General features: G+C 36.1%; 16 protein-coding genes. 12 read left to right on the top strand and 4 right to left on the bottom strand.

What is annotated here, in order from left to right:
• Window positions 1-18 precede the first annotated feature (18 nt).
• The 4 genes from BQ6100_RS08285 (at window position 19) to BQ6100_RS08270 (ending at window position 5,585) form a co-directional block, all read left to right on the top strand.
• Window positions 19-1,536 (top strand): M81 family metallopeptidase, encoded by a 1,518-nt coding sequence (locus BQ6100_RS08285; RefSeq protein ID WP_075981225.1) that lies wholly within the window; start codon window positions 19-21, stop codon window positions 1,534-1,536.
• A gap of 288 nt (window positions 1,537-1,824) precedes the next feature.
• Entirely contained in the window at window positions 1,825-2,568 is a 744-nt protein-coding gene (locus tag BQ6100_RS08280) for an SDR family NAD(P)-dependent oxidoreductase (RefSeq protein ID WP_084780286.1), read from the top strand.
• Window positions 2,569-2,793: 225 nt separating this feature from the next.
• Window positions 2,794-4,911 carry a peptidoglycan D,D-transpeptidase FtsI family protein gene (locus tag BQ6100_RS08275; RefSeq protein WP_075981224.1) on the top strand — a complete coding sequence of 706 codons (2,118 nt, stop codon included), beginning with the start codon at window positions 2,794-2,796 and terminating at the stop codon, window positions 4,909-4,911.
• A 59-nt stretch (window positions 4,912-4,970) separates the two neighbouring features.
• A complete protein-coding gene (locus BQ6100_RS08270) occupies window positions 4,971-5,585 on the top strand; it encodes an undecaprenyl-diphosphatase (protein WP_075981223.1) in 615 nt (204 codons plus the stop codon).
• A 173-nt stretch (window positions 5,586-5,758) separates the two neighbouring features.
• Here the strand turns inward: BQ6100_RS08270 and uvsE are convergent, their stop codons facing one another.
• Window positions 5,759-6,724: a UV DNA damage repair endonuclease UvsE gene (gene uvsE / locus BQ6100_RS08265; protein WP_075981222.1), complete on the bottom strand. Its 966-nt coding sequence runs from the start codon at window positions 6,722-6,724 to the stop codon at window positions 5,759-5,761.
• A 275-nt stretch (window positions 6,725-6,999) separates the two neighbouring features.
• On the opposite strand from uvsE, the gene BQ6100_RS08260 reads away from it, so the two are divergent.
• The 3 genes from BQ6100_RS08260 (at window position 7,000) to BQ6100_RS08250 (ending at window position 8,679) form a co-directional block, all read left to right on the top strand.
• Window positions 7,000-7,398, top strand: a complete 399-nt coding sequence (locus tag BQ6100_RS08260) for a rhodanese-like domain-containing protein (RefSeq protein ID WP_075981221.1) — start codon at window positions 7,000-7,002, stop codon at window positions 7,396-7,398.
• A gap of 227 nt (window positions 7,399-7,625) precedes the next feature.
• The gene (locus BQ6100_RS08255; RefSeq protein WP_084780284.1) at window positions 7,626-7,889 is read left to right on the top strand and encodes a hypothetical protein; all 264 of its coding nucleotides are present in this window, start codon (window positions 7,626-7,628) and stop codon (window positions 7,887-7,889) included.
• Between the two features lie 142 nt (window positions 7,890-8,031).
• A complete protein-coding gene (locus BQ6100_RS08250) occupies window positions 8,032-8,679 on the top strand; it encodes a glycosyltransferase (RefSeq protein WP_235816579.1) in 648 nt (215 codons plus the stop codon).
• A gap of 25 nt (window positions 8,680-8,704) precedes the next feature.
• Here the strand turns inward: BQ6100_RS08250 and BQ6100_RS08245 are convergent, their stop codons facing one another.
• Window positions 8,705-9,418, bottom strand: a complete 714-nt coding sequence (locus BQ6100_RS08245; protein WP_075981220.1) for a class I SAM-dependent methyltransferase — start codon at window positions 9,416-9,418, stop codon at window positions 8,705-8,707.
• A gap of 246 nt (window positions 9,419-9,664) precedes the next feature.
• On the opposite strand from BQ6100_RS08245, the gene BQ6100_RS08240 reads away from it, so the two are divergent.
• Together BQ6100_RS08240 and BQ6100_RS08235 are read left to right on the top strand one after the other, a co-directional pair.
• The gene (locus tag BQ6100_RS08240) at window positions 9,665-10,708 is read left to right on the top strand and encodes a 2,3-butanediol dehydrogenase (RefSeq protein ID WP_075981219.1); all 1,044 of its coding nucleotides are present in this window, start codon (window positions 9,665-9,667) and stop codon (window positions 10,706-10,708) included.
• A gap of 230 nt (window positions 10,709-10,938) precedes the next feature.
• The gene (locus tag BQ6100_RS08235; RefSeq protein WP_075981218.1) at window positions 10,939-11,283 is read left to right on the top strand and encodes a zinc ribbon domain-containing protein YjdM; all 345 of its coding nucleotides are present in this window, start codon (window positions 10,939-10,941) and stop codon (window positions 11,281-11,283) included.
• A gap of 44 nt (window positions 11,284-11,327) precedes the next feature.
• Here BQ6100_RS08235 and BQ6100_RS08230 read toward each other — a convergent pair whose 3' ends face one another.
• Window positions 11,328-12,032: a DUF421 domain-containing protein gene (locus BQ6100_RS08230; protein WP_075981217.1), complete on the bottom strand. Its 705-nt coding sequence runs from the start codon at window positions 12,030-12,032 to the stop codon at window positions 11,328-11,330.
• A gap of 398 nt (window positions 12,033-12,430) precedes the next feature.
• Here BQ6100_RS08230 and adhP point away from each other — a divergent pair, with 398 nt between their 5' ends.
• The 3 genes from adhP (at window position 12,431) to BQ6100_RS08215 (ending at window position 15,509) form a co-directional block, all read left to right on the top strand.
• Entirely contained in the window at window positions 12,431-13,444 is a 1,014-nt protein-coding gene (adhP, locus tag BQ6100_RS08225) for an alcohol dehydrogenase AdhP (protein WP_075983480.1), read from the top strand.
• Window positions 13,445-13,603: 159 nt separating this feature from the next.
• The gene (adh, locus tag BQ6100_RS08220; RefSeq protein ID WP_075981216.1) at window positions 13,604-15,121 is read left to right on the top strand and encodes an aldehyde dehydrogenase; all 1,518 of its coding nucleotides are present in this window, start codon (window positions 13,604-13,606) and stop codon (window positions 15,119-15,121) included.
• A 31-nt stretch (window positions 15,122-15,152) separates the two neighbouring features.
• Window positions 15,153-15,509 (top strand): DUF779 domain-containing protein, encoded by a 357-nt coding sequence (locus BQ6100_RS08215; protein ID WP_075981215.1) that lies wholly within the window; start codon window positions 15,153-15,155, stop codon window positions 15,507-15,509.
• Between the two features lie 53 nt (window positions 15,510-15,562).
• Here BQ6100_RS08215 and BQ6100_RS08210 read toward each other — a convergent pair whose 3' ends face one another.
• Window positions 15,563-17,017 carry a sigma-54-dependent transcriptional regulator gene (locus tag BQ6100_RS08210; protein ID WP_075981214.1) on the bottom strand — a complete coding sequence of 485 codons (1,455 nt, stop codon included), beginning with the start codon at window positions 17,015-17,017 and terminating at the stop codon, window positions 15,563-15,565.
• Between the last annotated feature and the right edge of the window lie 30 nt (window positions 17,018-17,047).

The following is a 17,047-nucleotide window of genomic DNA, read 5'->3' as shown; positions in this document are numbered from 1 at the left end:
TGAAAAAGAGGGATCAAGATGAAAATAGTTGTTTCAGAATTCCACCAGGAGACAAATAGCTTTAACCCACTTCCTTGTACCATGGAGTATTTTCAAATGGGTCGCATTTTAGAAGGGAATGAAATAAGAGATAATTTACAAGATAAGCCATGTGCAGTGGCTGGAATTCTGAAAGCGATCGATGAAAGAGGTGTTGAAGCGGTTCCTGGATATTCAATGTTTACCATGAGTGGGGGCCCAATTGAGCATTCGATAGTGGAACACTTTCTTGAAAAGGTTAAGAAAATAATTCAAGAAAATAAACCAATAGATGGAGTGTTCCTATCCCTTCACGGTGCAACTCAAACGACAAAATATGATGATTGCTCAGGTTATATAATAGAAAGCTTACGTCATTTGATAGGGGAAAATGCTGTGATTTCTGTTTCGACTGACCTCCATGCCAATATCACTTCAAAAATGATGGAACATGCCAATATCATTTGTGGATATCAGACTTATCCGCATCTAGATCATTTCGAAACGGGATATAGAGCCGCGAAATTAGGGCTTTCATGTCTTCTTGATCCCGAGAAGCCCGTGATGGCCCAAGTAAGGCTACCGATGATTGTCCCAGCAAGTACGTACACGACAATGTCTGGTCCATTTTCAAACTTAATGAATGAGGCAAAATTACTACAAAGATTCGAGAGGATTATAGATTTTTCAATCTATCTGATGCAACCATGGCTTGATGTGGAAGAAGGTGGCTCGTCTGTTATCGTTATTGCGAAGGATGATACTACGGCTAGAAAGTATGCGTTAGATTTAGCTAATAAATTATTTCACTTGCGCAAAGAATTTATCCCTAATTTATTTTCAATAGACGAAGTGATTGATTTTGCGTCTAATAATAAAGATGATAAGCCTGTCATTCTCGTAGACTCAGCAGATTCCTCCAATGCAGGGGCGACTGGCGATAGTGTTGAAGTAATAAGGAGATTAATAAAGAGAGAAAAGGAAGTAAAAACTGCATTTGTAGTGGTTGATGTCCAAGCCGCAATTCAGGCACATCAGCTAGGGGTGGGTAAGAAAGCGTTATTTTCTATAGGTGGTACTCGGTATCCAGAGCTGAATAAACCTATCCAAGTGGAAGCTTATATCAAATCCATACATGACGGGATTTTTACACAGGAAGGACCTTCAGGACGAGGCTTAGTCAATAACATTGGTCCATCTGCCGTTCTCCAAGTTGGGAATATTGACATTCTTGTTTGTCATCATATATTTGGAAATGGGGATCCCCAATTGTATCGGGCTTTTGGAATAGAGCCTACCTTTTATCAACTAGTGATTGTAAAGGCATGTACTTCTTTTCGTGCAGCCTATAGTCTACTCACAGACCAAATCTATGAGACTGATACCCCAGGTGCTGCAGGTGTAAATCTTATTCACTTACCATATAAAAGACTACCAAAAACATTTTATCCTTTTAATCCAATGGATGATTATGTCATTGATGATATTAAAATAAAAAATAATATTAAGTATAATTGAATAATTTTTATAGTAATTTAAGGAATTTCTTGAAATATTGTTTGGAATGATAAATAGGTGACATCCCTAAGGGCAATCGGGGGTTTCGCTTATTTTTATTATTATGAAACACAATATTTCCTTTCTGGAAGTGAGTTTATGTGCAATAAATTAATCAAAAATAAAAAATGAAATTATTATTCTTTGATAATAAAAATAATTGAATTAATAGTATTAAAGGTTTATAATTTGAATACGGTTACAATTATAACATTGTTAATCTTCAAAATACTTCAGGAGGGAAATATCATGATAAATTTAAATGGCAAAATCGCAATCGTAACAGGAGCTGCTTCAGGAATTGGTTTAGCTACTGCAAAGGCATTTATTGAAAAAGGGGTTAAGGTTGTACTTGCAGACTATAATGTAGATGGCGGAAAAACGGTTGAAAAGGAACTTAAAGAAAATGGTGCAGACGCAATATTTATAGAAGTAAACGCTGCAGATGAAAAGTCTGTTGAAAACTTAGTTGCTGAAACTGTAAAACATTATGGTAGAGTCGATATCATGGTTAATAATGCTGGTATAGGGGTGCTAGCACAAACTCATGATTTATCATTTGAAGATTATAATAAGGTTATTTCAATTAACCAAAATGGTGTTTTCTTCGGAGCTAAATATGCTATTCGTGAAATGTTAAAAACAGGTGGAGGATCTATTGTCAATACTAGTTCGATTCTTGGGCATGTAGGTGAAGCTGGAGCATTTGCTTATAATGCAAGTAAAGGGGCAGTTAATATCCTAACAAAATCTCTTGCGCTTGAATATGCTGCAAATAATATTCGCGTGAATGCTGTTTGCCCAGGTTATGTTGAGTCTGGAATGGTTAACAAGGAAGCATTAGGTGATTTTTATGAAGGATTAGTTGCAAGACATCCAGTTGGTCGACTTGGTGAACCAGAAGAAATTGCTCATGGAATCGTCTTCTTATGTGAAAATGATTTTGTTACTGGTAGCACATTAATGATTGACGGTGGCTATACTGCACGATAATTTTATAGTAGAATCTAAAGGGCCTCCTTTTAATAGGAGGTTTTTTTCATTTTCAATTCCACAACAAAATTTACCTTCGAAAAAATCCTGAAAAATATACTGCACTACAAGACACTATATCATCTTCCTTGTATAATAGAAAATGTTACATTAATGTAATAGATATATATAATCTTAGAAAAAGTTAGAAGCTCACTTAAATAAAAGCGAGATTTATAGGAGGGAATGTACAAATTGGGGAAAAAACAAAAGAAAAAAACATCTCTTCCATTTAGAATAAATATACTCTTTTTGGTTGTCTTTCTTCTGTTTTCAATGTTGATTATCCGATTAGGAATTATCCAGATTGTTTATGGGAAAGACTACGAACGTGAAATCAATCAAAAAGAGATTGTTCCAATTAATCTATCAATGCCAAGAGGAAAAATTTTCGACACGAACGGAAAATTAATTGTCGGAAACAAGACTTTAAAAGCCATCACTTATACTCGGCCTAATGCTGTAAAGCAAGATGAAATGCTTGAAGTTGCCCGAAAACTTGCCTCCATGATTAAAAAAGACTCGGAGGAGGATTTTAAAGCTATTACAGAAAGAGACCGCCAAGATTTTTGGATTATCAATCATCCTAATAAAGCAAAGGCGAAAATTACGAAAGAGGATGAAGCAAGAATTAAGAAAAAAGACCTGGATCAGGACGATTATAACGAGGAAATATACGATCTAACTAGAGAAAGAATTACAGAGGAAGAACTGAACTCTTTTTCAAAAAAAGAGCTTGAGGTTTTGGCTATTTTTCGTGAGATGGCCTCAGCCAGAGCATTATCTCCACAAATTATTAAAAATAAGAATGTAACTGATAAAGAATTTGCCCTTGTTAGTGAAAATTTAAGTATCCTTCCTGGAGTGGATGCTACCACAGACTGGGATCGATACAATGCCTATGAAGATAAGGAAGGAAATAAAACATTAAGCTCAATCTTAGGTAAGGTTACAAGTACGAAAGAGGGCTTACCACAGGAAACGCTGGAATATTATGAAGCAAGAGGCTATAGCCGGAATGATCGTGTTGGTAAAAGCTATATAGAGTGGCAATATGAAGATGTATTACAAGGTCAGAAAGAGATTGTTAAGAACGTTGCCGATAAATCAGGCAATGTCGTTGGTTCAAGCGTTGTGAGAAAAGGGAAAAGTGGGAATGACTTAATCTTAACCGTTGATGTTGAATTTCAACAAAAGGTAGAGAAGATTATTGAAGAAAAACTAGGAAATGCTAGAATGGGTCAACCGTATATGGACAGAGCATTAGTTACAGTCATTAATCCTAATACAGGAGAGATCCTTGCAATGGCTGGTAAGCAGTATATGAAGGATGAGGAAAAAAATAAAACCGTTGCAGCAGATTTTGCATTAGGGAATATGATCACCTCTTATTCCATGGGGTCAGCTGTTAAAGCAGCAACAGTCTTAACAGGGTATAATACAGGGGCCATCTTCCCAGGAGCTAGCCTATATGACCAACCATTAAAATTTAAAGGGACCCAAGTGAAAAAATCCTGGAATACGGTCGGTTTCGGTTCAATTGATGATTTGTACGCATTAAAACGATCATCGAACGTTTACATGTTCTTAACTGCAATGAAAATCGGTGGTCAACAAACCTATGTACCAAATGGTCCGCTCACAATTGATAAAGTGGCAGCGATAAACAAATTAAGAAATAATTTTGCTCAATTTGGTTTAGGTGTGAAGACAGGTATCGATTTACCAGGGGAGCAATCTGGTTATGGACCAGGTCAAATTCCAGAGGATGCAGGTAAAGTATTGGACTTTGGGATTGGACAATATGACACCTATACACCATTACAGCTAGCCCAATATATGTCAACGATTGCCAACGGAGGTTATCGAATTCAGCCCCATCTTGCAAAAGAAATACGAGAGTCCAATAACCAATCCAATGAGTTGGGCCCTGTGGTTCAAGAAATAAAACCAAAGGTATTAAACAGAGTGGATATGAAGGCTGAATGGATTGAGCGGGTGAAGACGGGATTGGAATTAGTTGTCAACGATCCTCAAGGAACTGGATATGGATCGATTAAGAATAAACAATTAAAAATTGCTGGTAAAACAGGAACAGCCCAAGCATTATACGATGGTCCTCTAGGTGGACATCCAATGCTTTGGAATGTCACCTTTGCTGGCTATGCACCGTATGACAATCCAGAAATTGCATTATCTGTAGTCGTACCTTGGTCAACTACAGATAAAACACATGTTAACTTAGAAATCGCTGATGAGGTTTTTAAAGCATATTTTGATTTAAAGGAAAAGAAGTCTAAATAAAATAAGAGTTCAACAGATCTTTTTGCTTGAGTCTTATTTATGAGGGAACTGAGAGGAAGATGAATTTGTTAGATATAAATATTCAATGGTTTAGAATGATTAATAATCTAGGAAAGCAGTACTCAGAGTTAAATCCTGCCATGGTGTTTATTGCTGAATACATGGTATTTTTCCTAGCATTATCAGTAATAATTTATTGGTTTACACGAAATAAAAACAATCGGATCATGATTATTTGTGCTGGGGTTACCTTTGTTATGGCTGAAATAATTGGAAAGATTGCTGGAAAACTACATTCGAACAATCAACCATTTGCAGAGCTTGGCAATGTGAATCAGTTAATAGAAAAGGCAGTCGATAATTCTTTTCCAAGTGACCACACCATCTTATTTTTCTCCTTTTGTATAACCTTTTGGTTGTTTAAAAGAGGCTGGGGGTTTTTATGGGGAGTATTGGCAGTTCTTGTAGGGATTTCACGTATTTGGGTTGGAGTTCATTATCCAGCAGATGTGCTTGTAGGGGCAATTATTAGTATTATTGCTGCGATGATTGTATATAAAGTAGTTCCTAAGCTAAGCTTAACAACGAAATTACTATCCGCCTATGAAAAGGGTGAACAGCTAATTCTTCCATCACGGACCAAATCTAAGGATGATGTGTCTAAGGATTTATAGAGAATCACTTAAATGTTGTGGAAAAAGTTATAAATATCATGTTTCCCAATTATTATATTTATAATATAGATGACATGGATGTTGATGTGCTAAAAGAATTAATCCGACAATCTATAAGCTTTTTAAAGAAAATGTATCCGGACAGCTAAAAATGTTGTTTTGGATACTCAAGATTATTTAATATGAAAACTTGATTGATCTATCATAATGATTTCAGGATGGTCCCTTAATTCATCTATTAGTTTGAATAAGGTATCATCTTTTTGTTTTGCCTCAATCATACAGTCAATCTGTGGAATACTACCTTTGATTCCGTTGAGGAACTTTAGAAACATATCCAAATCAACATAATCTGCATGGTCCCGGAATCTTTTTTCGCTTTTTGGGCTAGATAGGTGCATTTTTATTGGCAAAGGAGATTGGGACCAGGTTTGGACGATACGTGGCCAATAGGTAAGCCAATCTTCTTCTGAAAAATTTGCTAGATGATGATGATAATCGAAAACGAAAGGTATTCCTAATTTCTCACATAAATATAAGGTATCAATAAGATCAAAAGATTTATCATCATTTTCTAGCATAATCATTTTTTGAATAGTGGTTGGAATATATCCCCAGTTATGAACAAACTGCTCTAAAGCCATTTCCTTACCTTCGTATTTTCCTCCTACATGCAATACACATCGATGAATTGGATTTATGTTCATTCCTTTTAGCATTTTTAGATGGTATTGTAACGTATGTACTGAAGTTTTTAAAATTTCCTTCTTTGGTGAATTTAACACAACGAAGTGATCGGGATGAAAATCCAATCTAACATCATTCTTCCTTGCAAATTCACCAATTTCACTGAATTTCTCCTTTAGAGGTTTCATGTAATTCCAATCCTCTAACTCCTCATGAGTAGCTAAAGGAATTAGTCTCGAACTTAAACGAAAAAAATGAATATCATGAGCTAAGTTATGCTTGAGCAGCCTGAGACAGTTCTCCAAATTGGATAGGGCAATTCGTTCTAGTTTCCTGATAGCGGCTTCTCTATCACTTAATTGTTCGAAATGGGCATAGGTCATCGTTTGTGAGGGAGAACAATTTTTTAAATGAGTACTCATAGCTACATATCCTAATCGAACGAATGTCACTGTATTCAACTCCCCTAAATGCTTCTATTTCATTTTTTCTCATCTTTAAATTTATATACTAAATGGAAGAATTGATTTATGATTTGATTTAATAGGTGAGATGATACAATAAATATTGTTACTTCTCATGCAATTATTATTAGGCCATACACTTAAATTCTATCCTTTAAAATTTTTAATGAGTACAAAACAATAGTGATATGAAAAAAGATATGATAACATATGATAAAATACCCTATCAGGTATATTCAAAAGCTTTAAAGGGGGAAACAGGAATGGGAAGGACGAAATGGATTGTATTGTTGGCATTTTTAGTAGTTATCGGAATTGTTGGCTTTAATTTAGTTGGAAACGGTGGCATTAAGAATATTTCTACTGATGAATTAGGAGATAAATTAGATGATGATAATAATCAGAATAAAATAATCTTTATAGATGTAAGAGAACCATCAGAATTTGAATCAGGACATATTGAGGGAATGGTTAATGTCCCTTTAAGCACTATAGAAGCTGGTAATGCCAAATTATCAAAGGATGCAGAAATCGTGTTAATTTGCCGAAGTGGAAATAGGAGCATGCAGGCTGCAGAAATTTTAAAGGAATCGGGCTATCGACAGATAATTAACGTGGAAGGTGGAATTCAGAGCTGGGAGGGAGAAGTTGTTAAGGAATAGATTGAAATAAACTTGAATTGAAATACTCTAGGTCATTTCATTAGAGGTTAATTGAACTATTAATAAATTGGGTGTTGTAATAAAAGATTATATAGCTTATTTTATAAACTTTAGGACACATTTTGAAACCTTGATGTATATTATAAATGTAGGAATCTTTCGAACTTAACTCTATTCCTTACTAAGAAAGATACTTGATAAATAGGAATAAAAAGGGATGGATTCATATGGGATTCTTTATGGTCGGAACAATCTGGTCAGATCTAGGATTTCTACTTGTTGGCGCCTTCTATTGGGGATTAATCATCGCTTCAGGGATCTCCTTTTTGATTGGCTTGTTTAAAAAGTCATGGAAGGCATTCCTGACAAGTGGAATAACATTCATCATACCTGCCCTTACACTAGCCAGCCAAGAAGGTTATTTTACTTTCTTTCTATTTTTGCCTTTACTTGCTATTGGCCTCGCAATCATTACGAAAAAAAACCATTAATAAATCAGCTTTTATTTATATATGCGATACTTCTATTTTTAGGAGGTATCGCATTTTTTTATCACATAAGTAGCATAAGATACGAAAAGATTTGGATAATATATAGAAAAACCATATAAAGGAGCTGCTACTATTGTTTCGAGTGTTGATTTCATTATTTATGGTATTTTCCTTTGCAAATTTTCATGTATCTGCAGCTGCATTAACGGAGGGTAAGGCTCCTACTAGGCAAGCAGATCCTTGTATCAATGCTTCCATTATTTCATTAAAATATAGGATGCAGGAGCTATGGATTGAACATGCTTGGTGGACAAGAAGCTTTATCGTTAGTAGCCTTGCGGGACTTGAGGATAAGAAGCATGTTCTGGATCGCCTATTAAAAAATCAGGTGGAAATAGGTAATGAAATTAAGCCGTTTTACGGAGAAGCAGCAGGGAATAAGCTGACTGAGTTATTAAAAGAACATATCTTAATTGCAGGCCATCTCGTAGAAGCAGCTAAAAAAAATGATAAGGCGAATGTAGATAAATATAATAAAGAATGGTTTCGAAATGCAGATATTATTGTAGATTTTTTATCAACCGCAAATCCAAATTGGTCAAGGAAAGTGCTCACAGATATGTTTCAAACACATTTAAAATTAACCATTGATGAAGTAACTGACCGACTTAATGAAGACTGGGAAGGTGACATTCGTGCTGCCGATCTGAATGAAACTCACTTAATTCATTTAGGAGATTTTCTAACTGATGGCATCGTTAAACAGTTCCCTGAAAAATTTAATAAGTAAAAAAATGACAGGTGCCTGGCACCTGTCATTTTTTGGAAACAATTATTAAAGCGGGTGAATCATGGGTATAGGGGGTGAAGTCAAATTTGCCGTAGCTTGTGATTTCTCGAAACCCTATGCTCTGGAGAATGGGGATTATTTGCTCGGCTGTTGCTGGAAATAAAGGAATTGTATTGGTAATTGGTTCTTCCAAATCCTTGACCTTTAAGGAAGTTGTGAATTGAATCTTCTCACCATCTAAGTCATATTTTCTTTCAAATGAAAAATGATTATTTTCAATTATAGGAAATGAAAATAAGTTATTCGTAAGTACTTTTTTGAAATTGACCATTTGTATAATAAAGATTCCATCTGTTTCTAGTTTTTGATAGGACTGACGGAAGAATTGTGATATTTCCTCAAGATTAGTTAGATGAGCAAGCGTATTTCCAATGCAGTATATTCCATCAAAGGTGCTTGTTAATTCATCTAGCTGAAGCATGCTTTTTGAATCTACTTGAAAATGATTAGAGCTTTTTACTACCTTTTTATGAATTTCCTCGATCATTGTTTCCTCAGGTTCAATCGCAGTTACCATAAAACCACTGTTGGCAAGTGAAAATGCCATATTACCTGTACCAGCACCAACATCTAATAAATTCCTTTTTCCTTTGAAGCAGATAGATAAAAAGCGTAAGGTTTGATCATTAGTCGGAAATATTTGATCATAGAACGGGGTTATCTCTTGATAAAAAGACATTATTAATCCACCCTTTTTTTGCTTAATACGAACCATTAATTATTTCTATATAATTATTTCCTCTTGAGTTTAAATGTATGAAGAAAAAGGAAATGTGATGCAAAACAATTTTTCAAATTTAAAATATGGATTTAATTCATTGTTCGAAATTTGTATAAAAAATATTAATATAATATTCACTTTTCCGATTATTGGAAGTGATAAACTAGTTTTGTTCGTTTTATTTACATAGGGAGGACATCAAAGATGAAAGCACTAGTTTGGTATGGTAAAAATGATACTCGTGTGGAAGAAAGAGAAGAGCCTCAGATTGAAAAAGGAAAAGTAAAAATTAACGTAAAATGGGCAGGAATTTGCGGTAGCGATCTTCATGCCTACCAACATGGAATTGGGGTCCAAGTTGATACACCACATATTGTATCCGGGCAAAAGGCACCATTAGTATTAGGGCACGAATTCTCTGGAGTTGTGGCAGAGTTAGGTGAAGGTGTAGAAGGCCTTAGTGTTGGAGATAGAGTTGCTATTGAGCCAATGTATCAATGTGGAAAATGTGAAAACTGTAAAAAGGGAAATTACAACTTATGTGAGGGCTTTGGTTTTGTTGGATTAAATGGTGATGGTGGCTTCGCTGATTATATTGTTGTCGATCCATACATGATTCATAAAATTCCTGATAATGTTACATTTGAACAAGGGGCTTTGATAGAGCCAACGGCAGTAGCTGTCTATGCGGTTAGACAAAGCAAGCAAAAGGTTGGAGATACGGTTGCTGTATTTGGAGTTGGCCCAATCGGTTTACTGACAATCCTTGCTGCAAAGGCTGCAGGTGCAGCTCGCATTATTGCTGTAGATATCTCTAAGGAAAGATTAAATAAGGCAATGGAGGTTGGGGCTACTCATATCATCAATAGCCTTGAAGAGAATCCTGAAGAAGTCATCATAAGTGAATATGGTGGCGTGAATGTTGCTTATGAGGTTGCCGGGGTTCAACAAACATTAACTAATTCCATTAATGTACTGAAAAAAGGCGGAGAAGTAATGGTAATTTCTCTATTCAGCGAACCTGCGAAAATAGATTTATTTAGCATGATTAATAGGGACATCTCTATCAAAACTAGCTGTGTTTACCGTCATATTTTCCCTGAAGTCATTAGAATGATTAGCAATGGAATCCTTGATGTAAATCAAGTAGTAACGAAGAAAACAACTTTAGAGAATATAGTAGAAGAAGGCTTTGAAGCTTTAATTAATGATAAATCCCATGCAAAAATTTTAATTCAAGTTTCTTGATACATTTCAACATAAATCATTCTTGATTGAGATTTTTAAAAAAAGTATAAATGAAAGGTGTTGCCCAAATATTAGGCAACACCTTTTTATTTTACCAATTGGTTCGTTTTAATATACATTTTAGCTTGGAGGAAGGTTGCCAACTTTAGAAGAATATGACACTATATAAAGAGTCATTGGGAATGGATGAGACAAAAATGTAATTGATTAATTTGAATGGAGGAAGTGAAATGGCGTTAGCTTTACCAAATTGTCCAAAATGCAATTCTGAATATACATATGAGGATGGCACTCTTTTAGTGTGTCCGGAATGTGCTCATGAATGGGCTTCTGAAGGAGAAGCAGATAGTAATGAAGATGTGAAAGTAATTAAAGATGCAAATGGAAATATACTTCAAGATGGGGATACGGTTTCCGTAATTAAAGACCTAAAGGTGAAAGGGAGCTCATCCGTATTAAAAATCGGTACTAAAGCCAAAAATATCCGATTAGTGGATGGAGATCATGATATTGAATGTAAAATTGACGGTTTTGGTGCTATGAAGCTAAAATCTGAATTTGTGAAAAAGATATAATTAGGTGTTATGGCATCCGCTATTGTGATGCCTGGCACCTTTTTTTATTTATACAGAAAAATTGAGATTTTCTCCTTTTTATTCATCGTGGCCAATAAAATATTATGGATTTCAGTTTGATAGGTTTGATGAATTTTCTCTCTTAGCCATGTTTCATCTTTTCCTAAGGAATGCAAACCTGATTGATGTACCTTTCCCTCTTTAATAATTGTAACAGGTAAATCAAAGGATTTTTTGGGAAGATTCAAATCCGATGGTGTCACTGGTTCATATTCAGGTTTCATGAAATGAGAAAGAGTTCCACCTGATTCCCACATGACAACAGCCACCTTCGAAATATCATCAATTTTCTCCTTTCGCAATTCTGTAAGCAAGTAATCGATTGAAATTCTTGCCCTAGCTAGATTTTTATATAGAATTTCTCCGTTTTCAATTAATTTTATAGGAGTAGTATCCAATATTTTTCTAATTCTATTTGATTTTAAACTGACCGTTACACTTAATGTATATAGAATAATTAGTACACTCATTGTAATCATTGAACCCTTTAAACCTAAATGCTCATCTGATAGGGGGTGCGCAATAATATTCCCAACGATTAAAGCCATAACAAAATCAAGTAATCTTAACTGGGAAATCGAACGCTGCCCCATAACCTTTGCTGCAATTAACATAAAGAAATAAGCTACAATAGCCCTTAAGATCCATTGCATGGTAGTTAACGATTCTTGGCTATGAAAAAAATCCATCCTATTCACCTTTTTAATATCAATTGAAAAAACCTATGGTTAATATATCCTCTTTCTGAATTTTTATCTGAAAAGAATTTGTCAATTAGGTAATTTTAATTATGCCTTAATCGTATAAGTCTTTTTTGTTAATATTCTGTTTTCACCCTTGGTCATTTTAGCCAAATAATTGGTATGTTTGGCCAATATTTCGGCTGAAAAAGGAGATATCTATATTATTTCCTTTATTTTATAATTTCCTCGTCTTATGATATTGCATTTTTATAAGCAATAGAATGCTGGGATAGCCTATTCAAAAAGTGATTTTTATGGAAGAACAAAAAAATTTTTCTTTGACCATTAATCCTGGCACAGTACTTGCATTAATTATAGTGAATCAAACATTAGGGGGAATGGAAATGAAAGCAGCAGTTGTTAATGAGTTTAAAAGACAGCTAGAAATTAAAGAGGTTCCAAAGCCAACTTTGGAACATGGGGAAGTTCTTGTGAAGATTGAAGCATGTGGAGTATGCCATACGGATCTTCACGCGGCACATGGGGACTGGCCGGTAAAGCCAAAGCTTCCTTTAATTCCAGGGCATGAAGGAGTAGGAATTGTTGAGGAAGTAGGTGCAGGAGTAAAGTCGATTAAAGTTGGAGATCGAGTTGGGGTACCTTGGTTATATTCCGCCTGTGGTGAATGTGAATATTGTTTAAGTGGCAGAGAAACCCTTTGCCTAGAACAAAAGAACGGCGGGTACTCAGTTGATGGTGGATATGCTGAATATTGTAAAGCCCCAGCTGATTATGTTGCAAAAATTCCCGATGGACTAGATCCAGTGGAGGTCGCGCCAATTCTTTGTGCAGGGGTGACAACCTATAAAGCATTAAAGGTTTCCGATGCAAAACCAGGTGATTGGGTCGCCATTTATGGTATCGGGGGACTAGGACATCTTGCCCTTCAATATGCAAAAGTAATGGGCTTCAATGTAATTGCCGTCGATATTCAAGATGAAAAATTGGAATTAGCGAAAGAACTTGGGGCAGATTTAACAGTCAATGGTTTGAAAACTGACCCAGCTGCAGCTATTCAAGAGAGGGTTGGAGGAGCTCAGGCCGCAGTAAGTGTGGCAGTAACGAAAAAGGCATTTGAGCAAGCCTATCAATCTGTTAAACGTGGTGGAACATTAGTAGTCGTTGGCCTTCCTCATGATGAGCTACCAATACCTATTTTTAATACAGTACTTAATGGTGTTACAGTAAGGGGATCAATCGTTGGAACAAGAAAGGATATGCAGGAAGCTTTAGATTTTGCAGCACGAGGAAAAATCCGCTGTCAAATAGAAACTGCGCCACTTGATACAATCAATGAGGTATTTGATAAGATGGAATCTGGAAAAATTAACGGAAGAATAGTTCTAAAAATGAATTAACATTCGATGTTTTGAAAACGCTTTACTTCCGGGGCAGTTCAATCTGCCCCGAGTAAACTTAAGAGAATTCTAGTTTCCAAGATTGGTTTTTTCTAACTATTTATTTAGTTTTAAAAGGGGATTTGGCTTTTTATTAAAATCTATGGGGGAATTAATTTTATGATATATGCAAAACCAGGGGAATTAGGGTCAATTATTACCTTTAAAAAAAGATATGAAAATTATATTGGTGGAGAGTGGACCCCTCCTGTTCGAGGAGAATATTTTGAAAATGTATCTCCCATTACAGGACAGGTATTTTGTGAGGTCGCGCGTTCAACAGAAGAAGATGTAGAAAAAGCATTGGATGCAGCTCATGCAGCGAAAGAAGCATGGGGAAATACCTCTGTAGCAGAAAGAGCGATCATTCTAAATAAAATTGCCGATAGGATCGAAGAGAATCTTGAGAAACTTGCTGTTGCAGAAACATGGGACAACGGAAAAGCAGTGAGAGAAACATTAAATGCTGATTTACCATTAGCGATTGATCATTTTCGCTATTTTGCAGGTGCTATTCGAGCTCAGGAAGGAAGACTAAGTCAAATCGATCAACATACAGTTGCTTACCATTTTCATGAGCCCCTTGGGGTAGTTGGTCAAATCATACCTTGGAATTTTCCTTTATTAATGGCAACATGGAAAATTGCTCCTGCATTAGCAGCTGGAAACTGTATCGTTCTTAAGCCAGCTGAACAAACACCTGCATCAATTATGATTTTAATGGAAATTATTGGGGATTTATTACCTCCTGGAGTCCTAAATGTTGTGAACGGATTCGGTGTCGAGGCAGGTAAGCCGCTTGCCTCCAGTCAAAGGATTTCAAAAATCGCTTTTACCGGTGAAACAACAACTGGTCGTCTAATTATGCAATATGCATCACAGAATATTATTCCAGTAACCCTTGAGCTTGGAGGAAAGTCACCAAATATTTTCTTTGAAGATATTATGCAGCAGGACGATGCGTTTTTAAATAAAGCTGTAGAAGGACTTGTTTTGTTTGCCTTAAATCAGGGAGAAGTATGTACATGTCCTTCACGCGCGTTAATTCAGGAATCGATTTATGACCAATTTATTGAATGTGTTTTGGACAGGGTAAAACAAATAAAAACAGGAAACCCTCTAGACACAGAAACGATGATGGGGGCACAAGCATCAACCGAACAGCTGGAGAAAATTCTGTCCTATATTGATATAGGAAAGCAGGAAGGTGCGCAATGTTTAATAGGGGGAGAGAGAAATAATATTGTAGGTTTTGAGGATGGTTATTATATTAAGCCAACTGTATTTAAAGGGAATAATAAAATGCGGATTTTCCAAGAGGAGATTTTTGGTCCAGTTGTGTCGGTAACGACATTTAAAGATGAAAAAGAAGCGATGCAGATAGCAAATGACACATTATATGGGTTAGGAGCAGGAGTTTGGTCTAGAGATATGAATAGGGCATACCGCTTTGGGCGTGGAATCGAGGCAGGGCGAGTGTGGACAAACTGTTATCATGCTTATCCTGCACATGCTGCTTTTGGTGGGTATAAAATGTCTGGAATTGGCCGTGAGACTCATTTAATGATGCTATCTCACTACCAGCAAACAAAAAATCTGTTAGTTAGCTATAGTCCGGATGCACTTGGATTTTTCTAATAACCATTTGGCTAGTAATGAGGAGGGGAGAATGATTGAAAAGGTTGTTGCTTCTGAGAAGGCAATTCAATTCATCCGATTGCTAAAAGCGAAGCATGGACCTCTGATGTTTCATCAATCAGGCGGGTGCTGCGATGGTAGTGCTCCCATGTGTTATCGACAAGGAGATTTTATTATTGGTAATATCGATGTTTTGCTTGGTGAAATTGAAGGCTGCCCCTTCTATATGAACAAATTACAGTATGAATATTGGAAGCATACACAGTTAGTAATTGATGTAGTTTCAGGTCGAGGCAGCATGTTCTCTCTAGAAGGGACAGAGGGACAACGTTTTATGACAAGATCAAGAGTGTTTCATTCCAATGAAGAAGGTCAAATGGAAAGATAATATAAAGGGATGTCCAAAAGGTGCGTGACACCTTTTCTTTTGGGACATCCCTTTTATTTTTTTTCATTAAGGAAATATCTAAGTTTTCGTTGGGTAATTCCGAGTAGTTCTGCTGCTTCTTTTCGGTTTCCAATTGTTTTTCTTAATGTTCTTTTTATGAAGGCCTCGGTAGTTTTCGCTTCTAGTGATTTGATCATTTGCAGTGCTTTTTCCAAATTGGGATTCCTTTCTGATTCCCATATATGGCTCATTTCCTGCTGCCATTGCTTTAAATATTGATCAAACTCTACTTCAGGGTTCGTTTCAAAAGGCCTTGTTGAAAAAGGGGCTTCTTCGGCCAAGGTGGAACCGTTCGCAGCTTCGAGTATTTTATTTGCGAGATATTTCGGAGTTATGATGGTTGTTTCTCCCTCAGCAAGGGCAGCTGCTCTCCTTATGACATTTACTAGCTCACGCACATTACCTGGCCATTGATATTTACATAAAAATTGGATCGATTCTTCAGAAAAGGATAGTTTTAGGTTATGTTTTTTAAAATAATGGTATATGAAACCTGGGATATCCAGAAGCCTATCCCTTAAAGGAGGAATGACCAATTTGACCACATCGAGACGATACAATAAATCCTCCCTAAATGTGTTTTCGACAACAGCTTGTTGTAAGTTTACATGGGAAGCAGCTATTAACCTTGCTTGGCTGCGCATGGAGAGTTCTCCACCAACCTTCATAAATTCCCCAGTTTCTAATACTCTTAAAAGTTTGACCTGGGTAGTGAGAGATGCCTCCCCGATTTCATCAAGAAACAATGTTCCTTTCCCAGCTTGTTCAAAGTAACCTTTTCTATCTTTAACCGCTCCAGTAAACGCCCCTTTTGTATGACCGAAAAGCTCACTTTCTAGTAGATTTTCAGATATGGCACCACAATTGACTGCTATATAAGGATATTCTTGACGCATGCTTGCACAATGAATATAATGTGCTAGCACCTCTTTACCTGTTCCAGTTTCACCTTCAATTAAAACCGTGACATTTTTCTTAGCAAATTTATATGCTAGGGCATATAATTGTTTCATTTCAAAATTTTCGCCAATAAAGTAGCCGAGACGATTAGCTAACTCAAGAGCCTCATTTTGTGATGGAGCAAACCCGTCTCCCAATAGTTGTTCGGTTAATTTCTCAATATCATTGATATCATCAAATGGTTTTTCAATAAAATCATTAGCTCCTAATTTGATTGCCTCTACAGCGGTTTTTACCGTACTGTAACCAGTCATAACAATGACCTTACAGGCTGGTTGGATAACCCTCAAATTTTGCAGAATATCTAATCCATTACGGTCGGGAAGCCGTATATCTAGAAATGTCAAATCAAACTCCTGTTTTTTTATGAGGAAATCAAATTCTTCTCCACTTTTACATAGTGTCACAATATGCCCCTTGTCTCCTAATAGATGCTGAAGAAAGTGGCAGATTTCAGTTTCATCATCTACTACTAAAATGCTGGACATTGCTCCACCCCTTAGTATGAAAAATATTAA

It is taken from the genome of Bacillus massilinigeriensis (assembly GCF_900117315.1).
GTDB lineage: Bacteria > Bacillota > Bacilli > Bacillales > Cytobacillaceae > Bacillus_BE > Bacillus_BE massilionigeriensis.
Note: the sequence above shows the minus strand (reverse complement) of the source record. Positions and strands in the feature narration are given on the sequence as shown.

What these genes read in the sequence shown, in the direction of transcription:
- BQ6100_RS08270 (WP_075981223.1), top strand. Translation starts at nt 4,971, where the DNA reads ATGAATTTGTTAGATATAAATATTCAATGGTTTAGAATGATTAATAAT.
- BQ6100_RS08235 (WP_075981218.1), top strand. Translation starts at nt 10,939, where the DNA reads ATGGCGTTAGCTTTACCAAATTGTCCAAAATGCAATTCTGAATATACA.
- BQ6100_RS08255 (WP_084780284.1), top strand. Translation starts at nt 7,626, where the DNA reads ATGGGATTCTTTATGGTCGGAACAATCTGGTCAGATCTAGGATTTCTA.
- BQ6100_RS08280 (WP_084780286.1), top strand. Translation starts at nt 1,825, where the DNA reads ATGATAAATTTAAATGGCAAAATCGCAATCGTAACAGGAGCTGCTTCA.
- BQ6100_RS08210 (WP_075981214.1), bottom strand. Translation starts at nt 17,017, where the DNA reads ATGTCCAGCATTTTAGTAGTAGATGATGAAACTGAAATCTGCCACTTT.
- BQ6100_RS08275 (WP_075981224.1), top strand. Translation starts at nt 2,794, where the DNA reads ATGTACAAATTGGGGAAAAAACAAAAGAAAAAAACATCTCTTCCATTT.
- BQ6100_RS08285 (WP_075981225.1), top strand. Translation starts at nt 19, where the DNA reads ATGAAAATAGTTGTTTCAGAATTCCACCAGGAGACAAATAGCTTTAAC.
- BQ6100_RS08230 (WP_075981217.1), bottom strand. Translation starts at nt 12,032, where the DNA reads ATGGATTTTTTTCATAGCCAAGAATCGTTAACTACCATGCAATGGATC.
- BQ6100_RS08260 (WP_075981221.1), top strand. Translation starts at nt 7,000, where the DNA reads ATGGGAAGGACGAAATGGATTGTATTGTTGGCATTTTTAGTAGTTATC.
- BQ6100_RS08245 (WP_075981220.1), bottom strand. Translation starts at nt 9,418, where the DNA reads ATGTCTTTTTATCAAGAGATAACCCCGTTCTATGATCAAATATTTCCG.
- adh (WP_075981216.1), top strand. Translation starts at nt 13,604, where the DNA reads ATGATATATGCAAAACCAGGGGAATTAGGGTCAATTATTACCTTTAAA.
- BQ6100_RS08215 (WP_075981215.1), top strand. Translation starts at nt 15,153, where the DNA reads ATGATTGAAAAGGTTGTTGCTTCTGAGAAGGCAATTCAATTCATCCGA.
- adhP (WP_075983480.1), top strand. Translation starts at nt 12,431, where the DNA reads ATGAAAGCAGCAGTTGTTAATGAGTTTAAAAGACAGCTAGAAATTAAA.
- BQ6100_RS08240 (WP_075981219.1), top strand. Translation starts at nt 9,665, where the DNA reads ATGAAAGCACTAGTTTGGTATGGTAAAAATGATACTCGTGTGGAAGAA.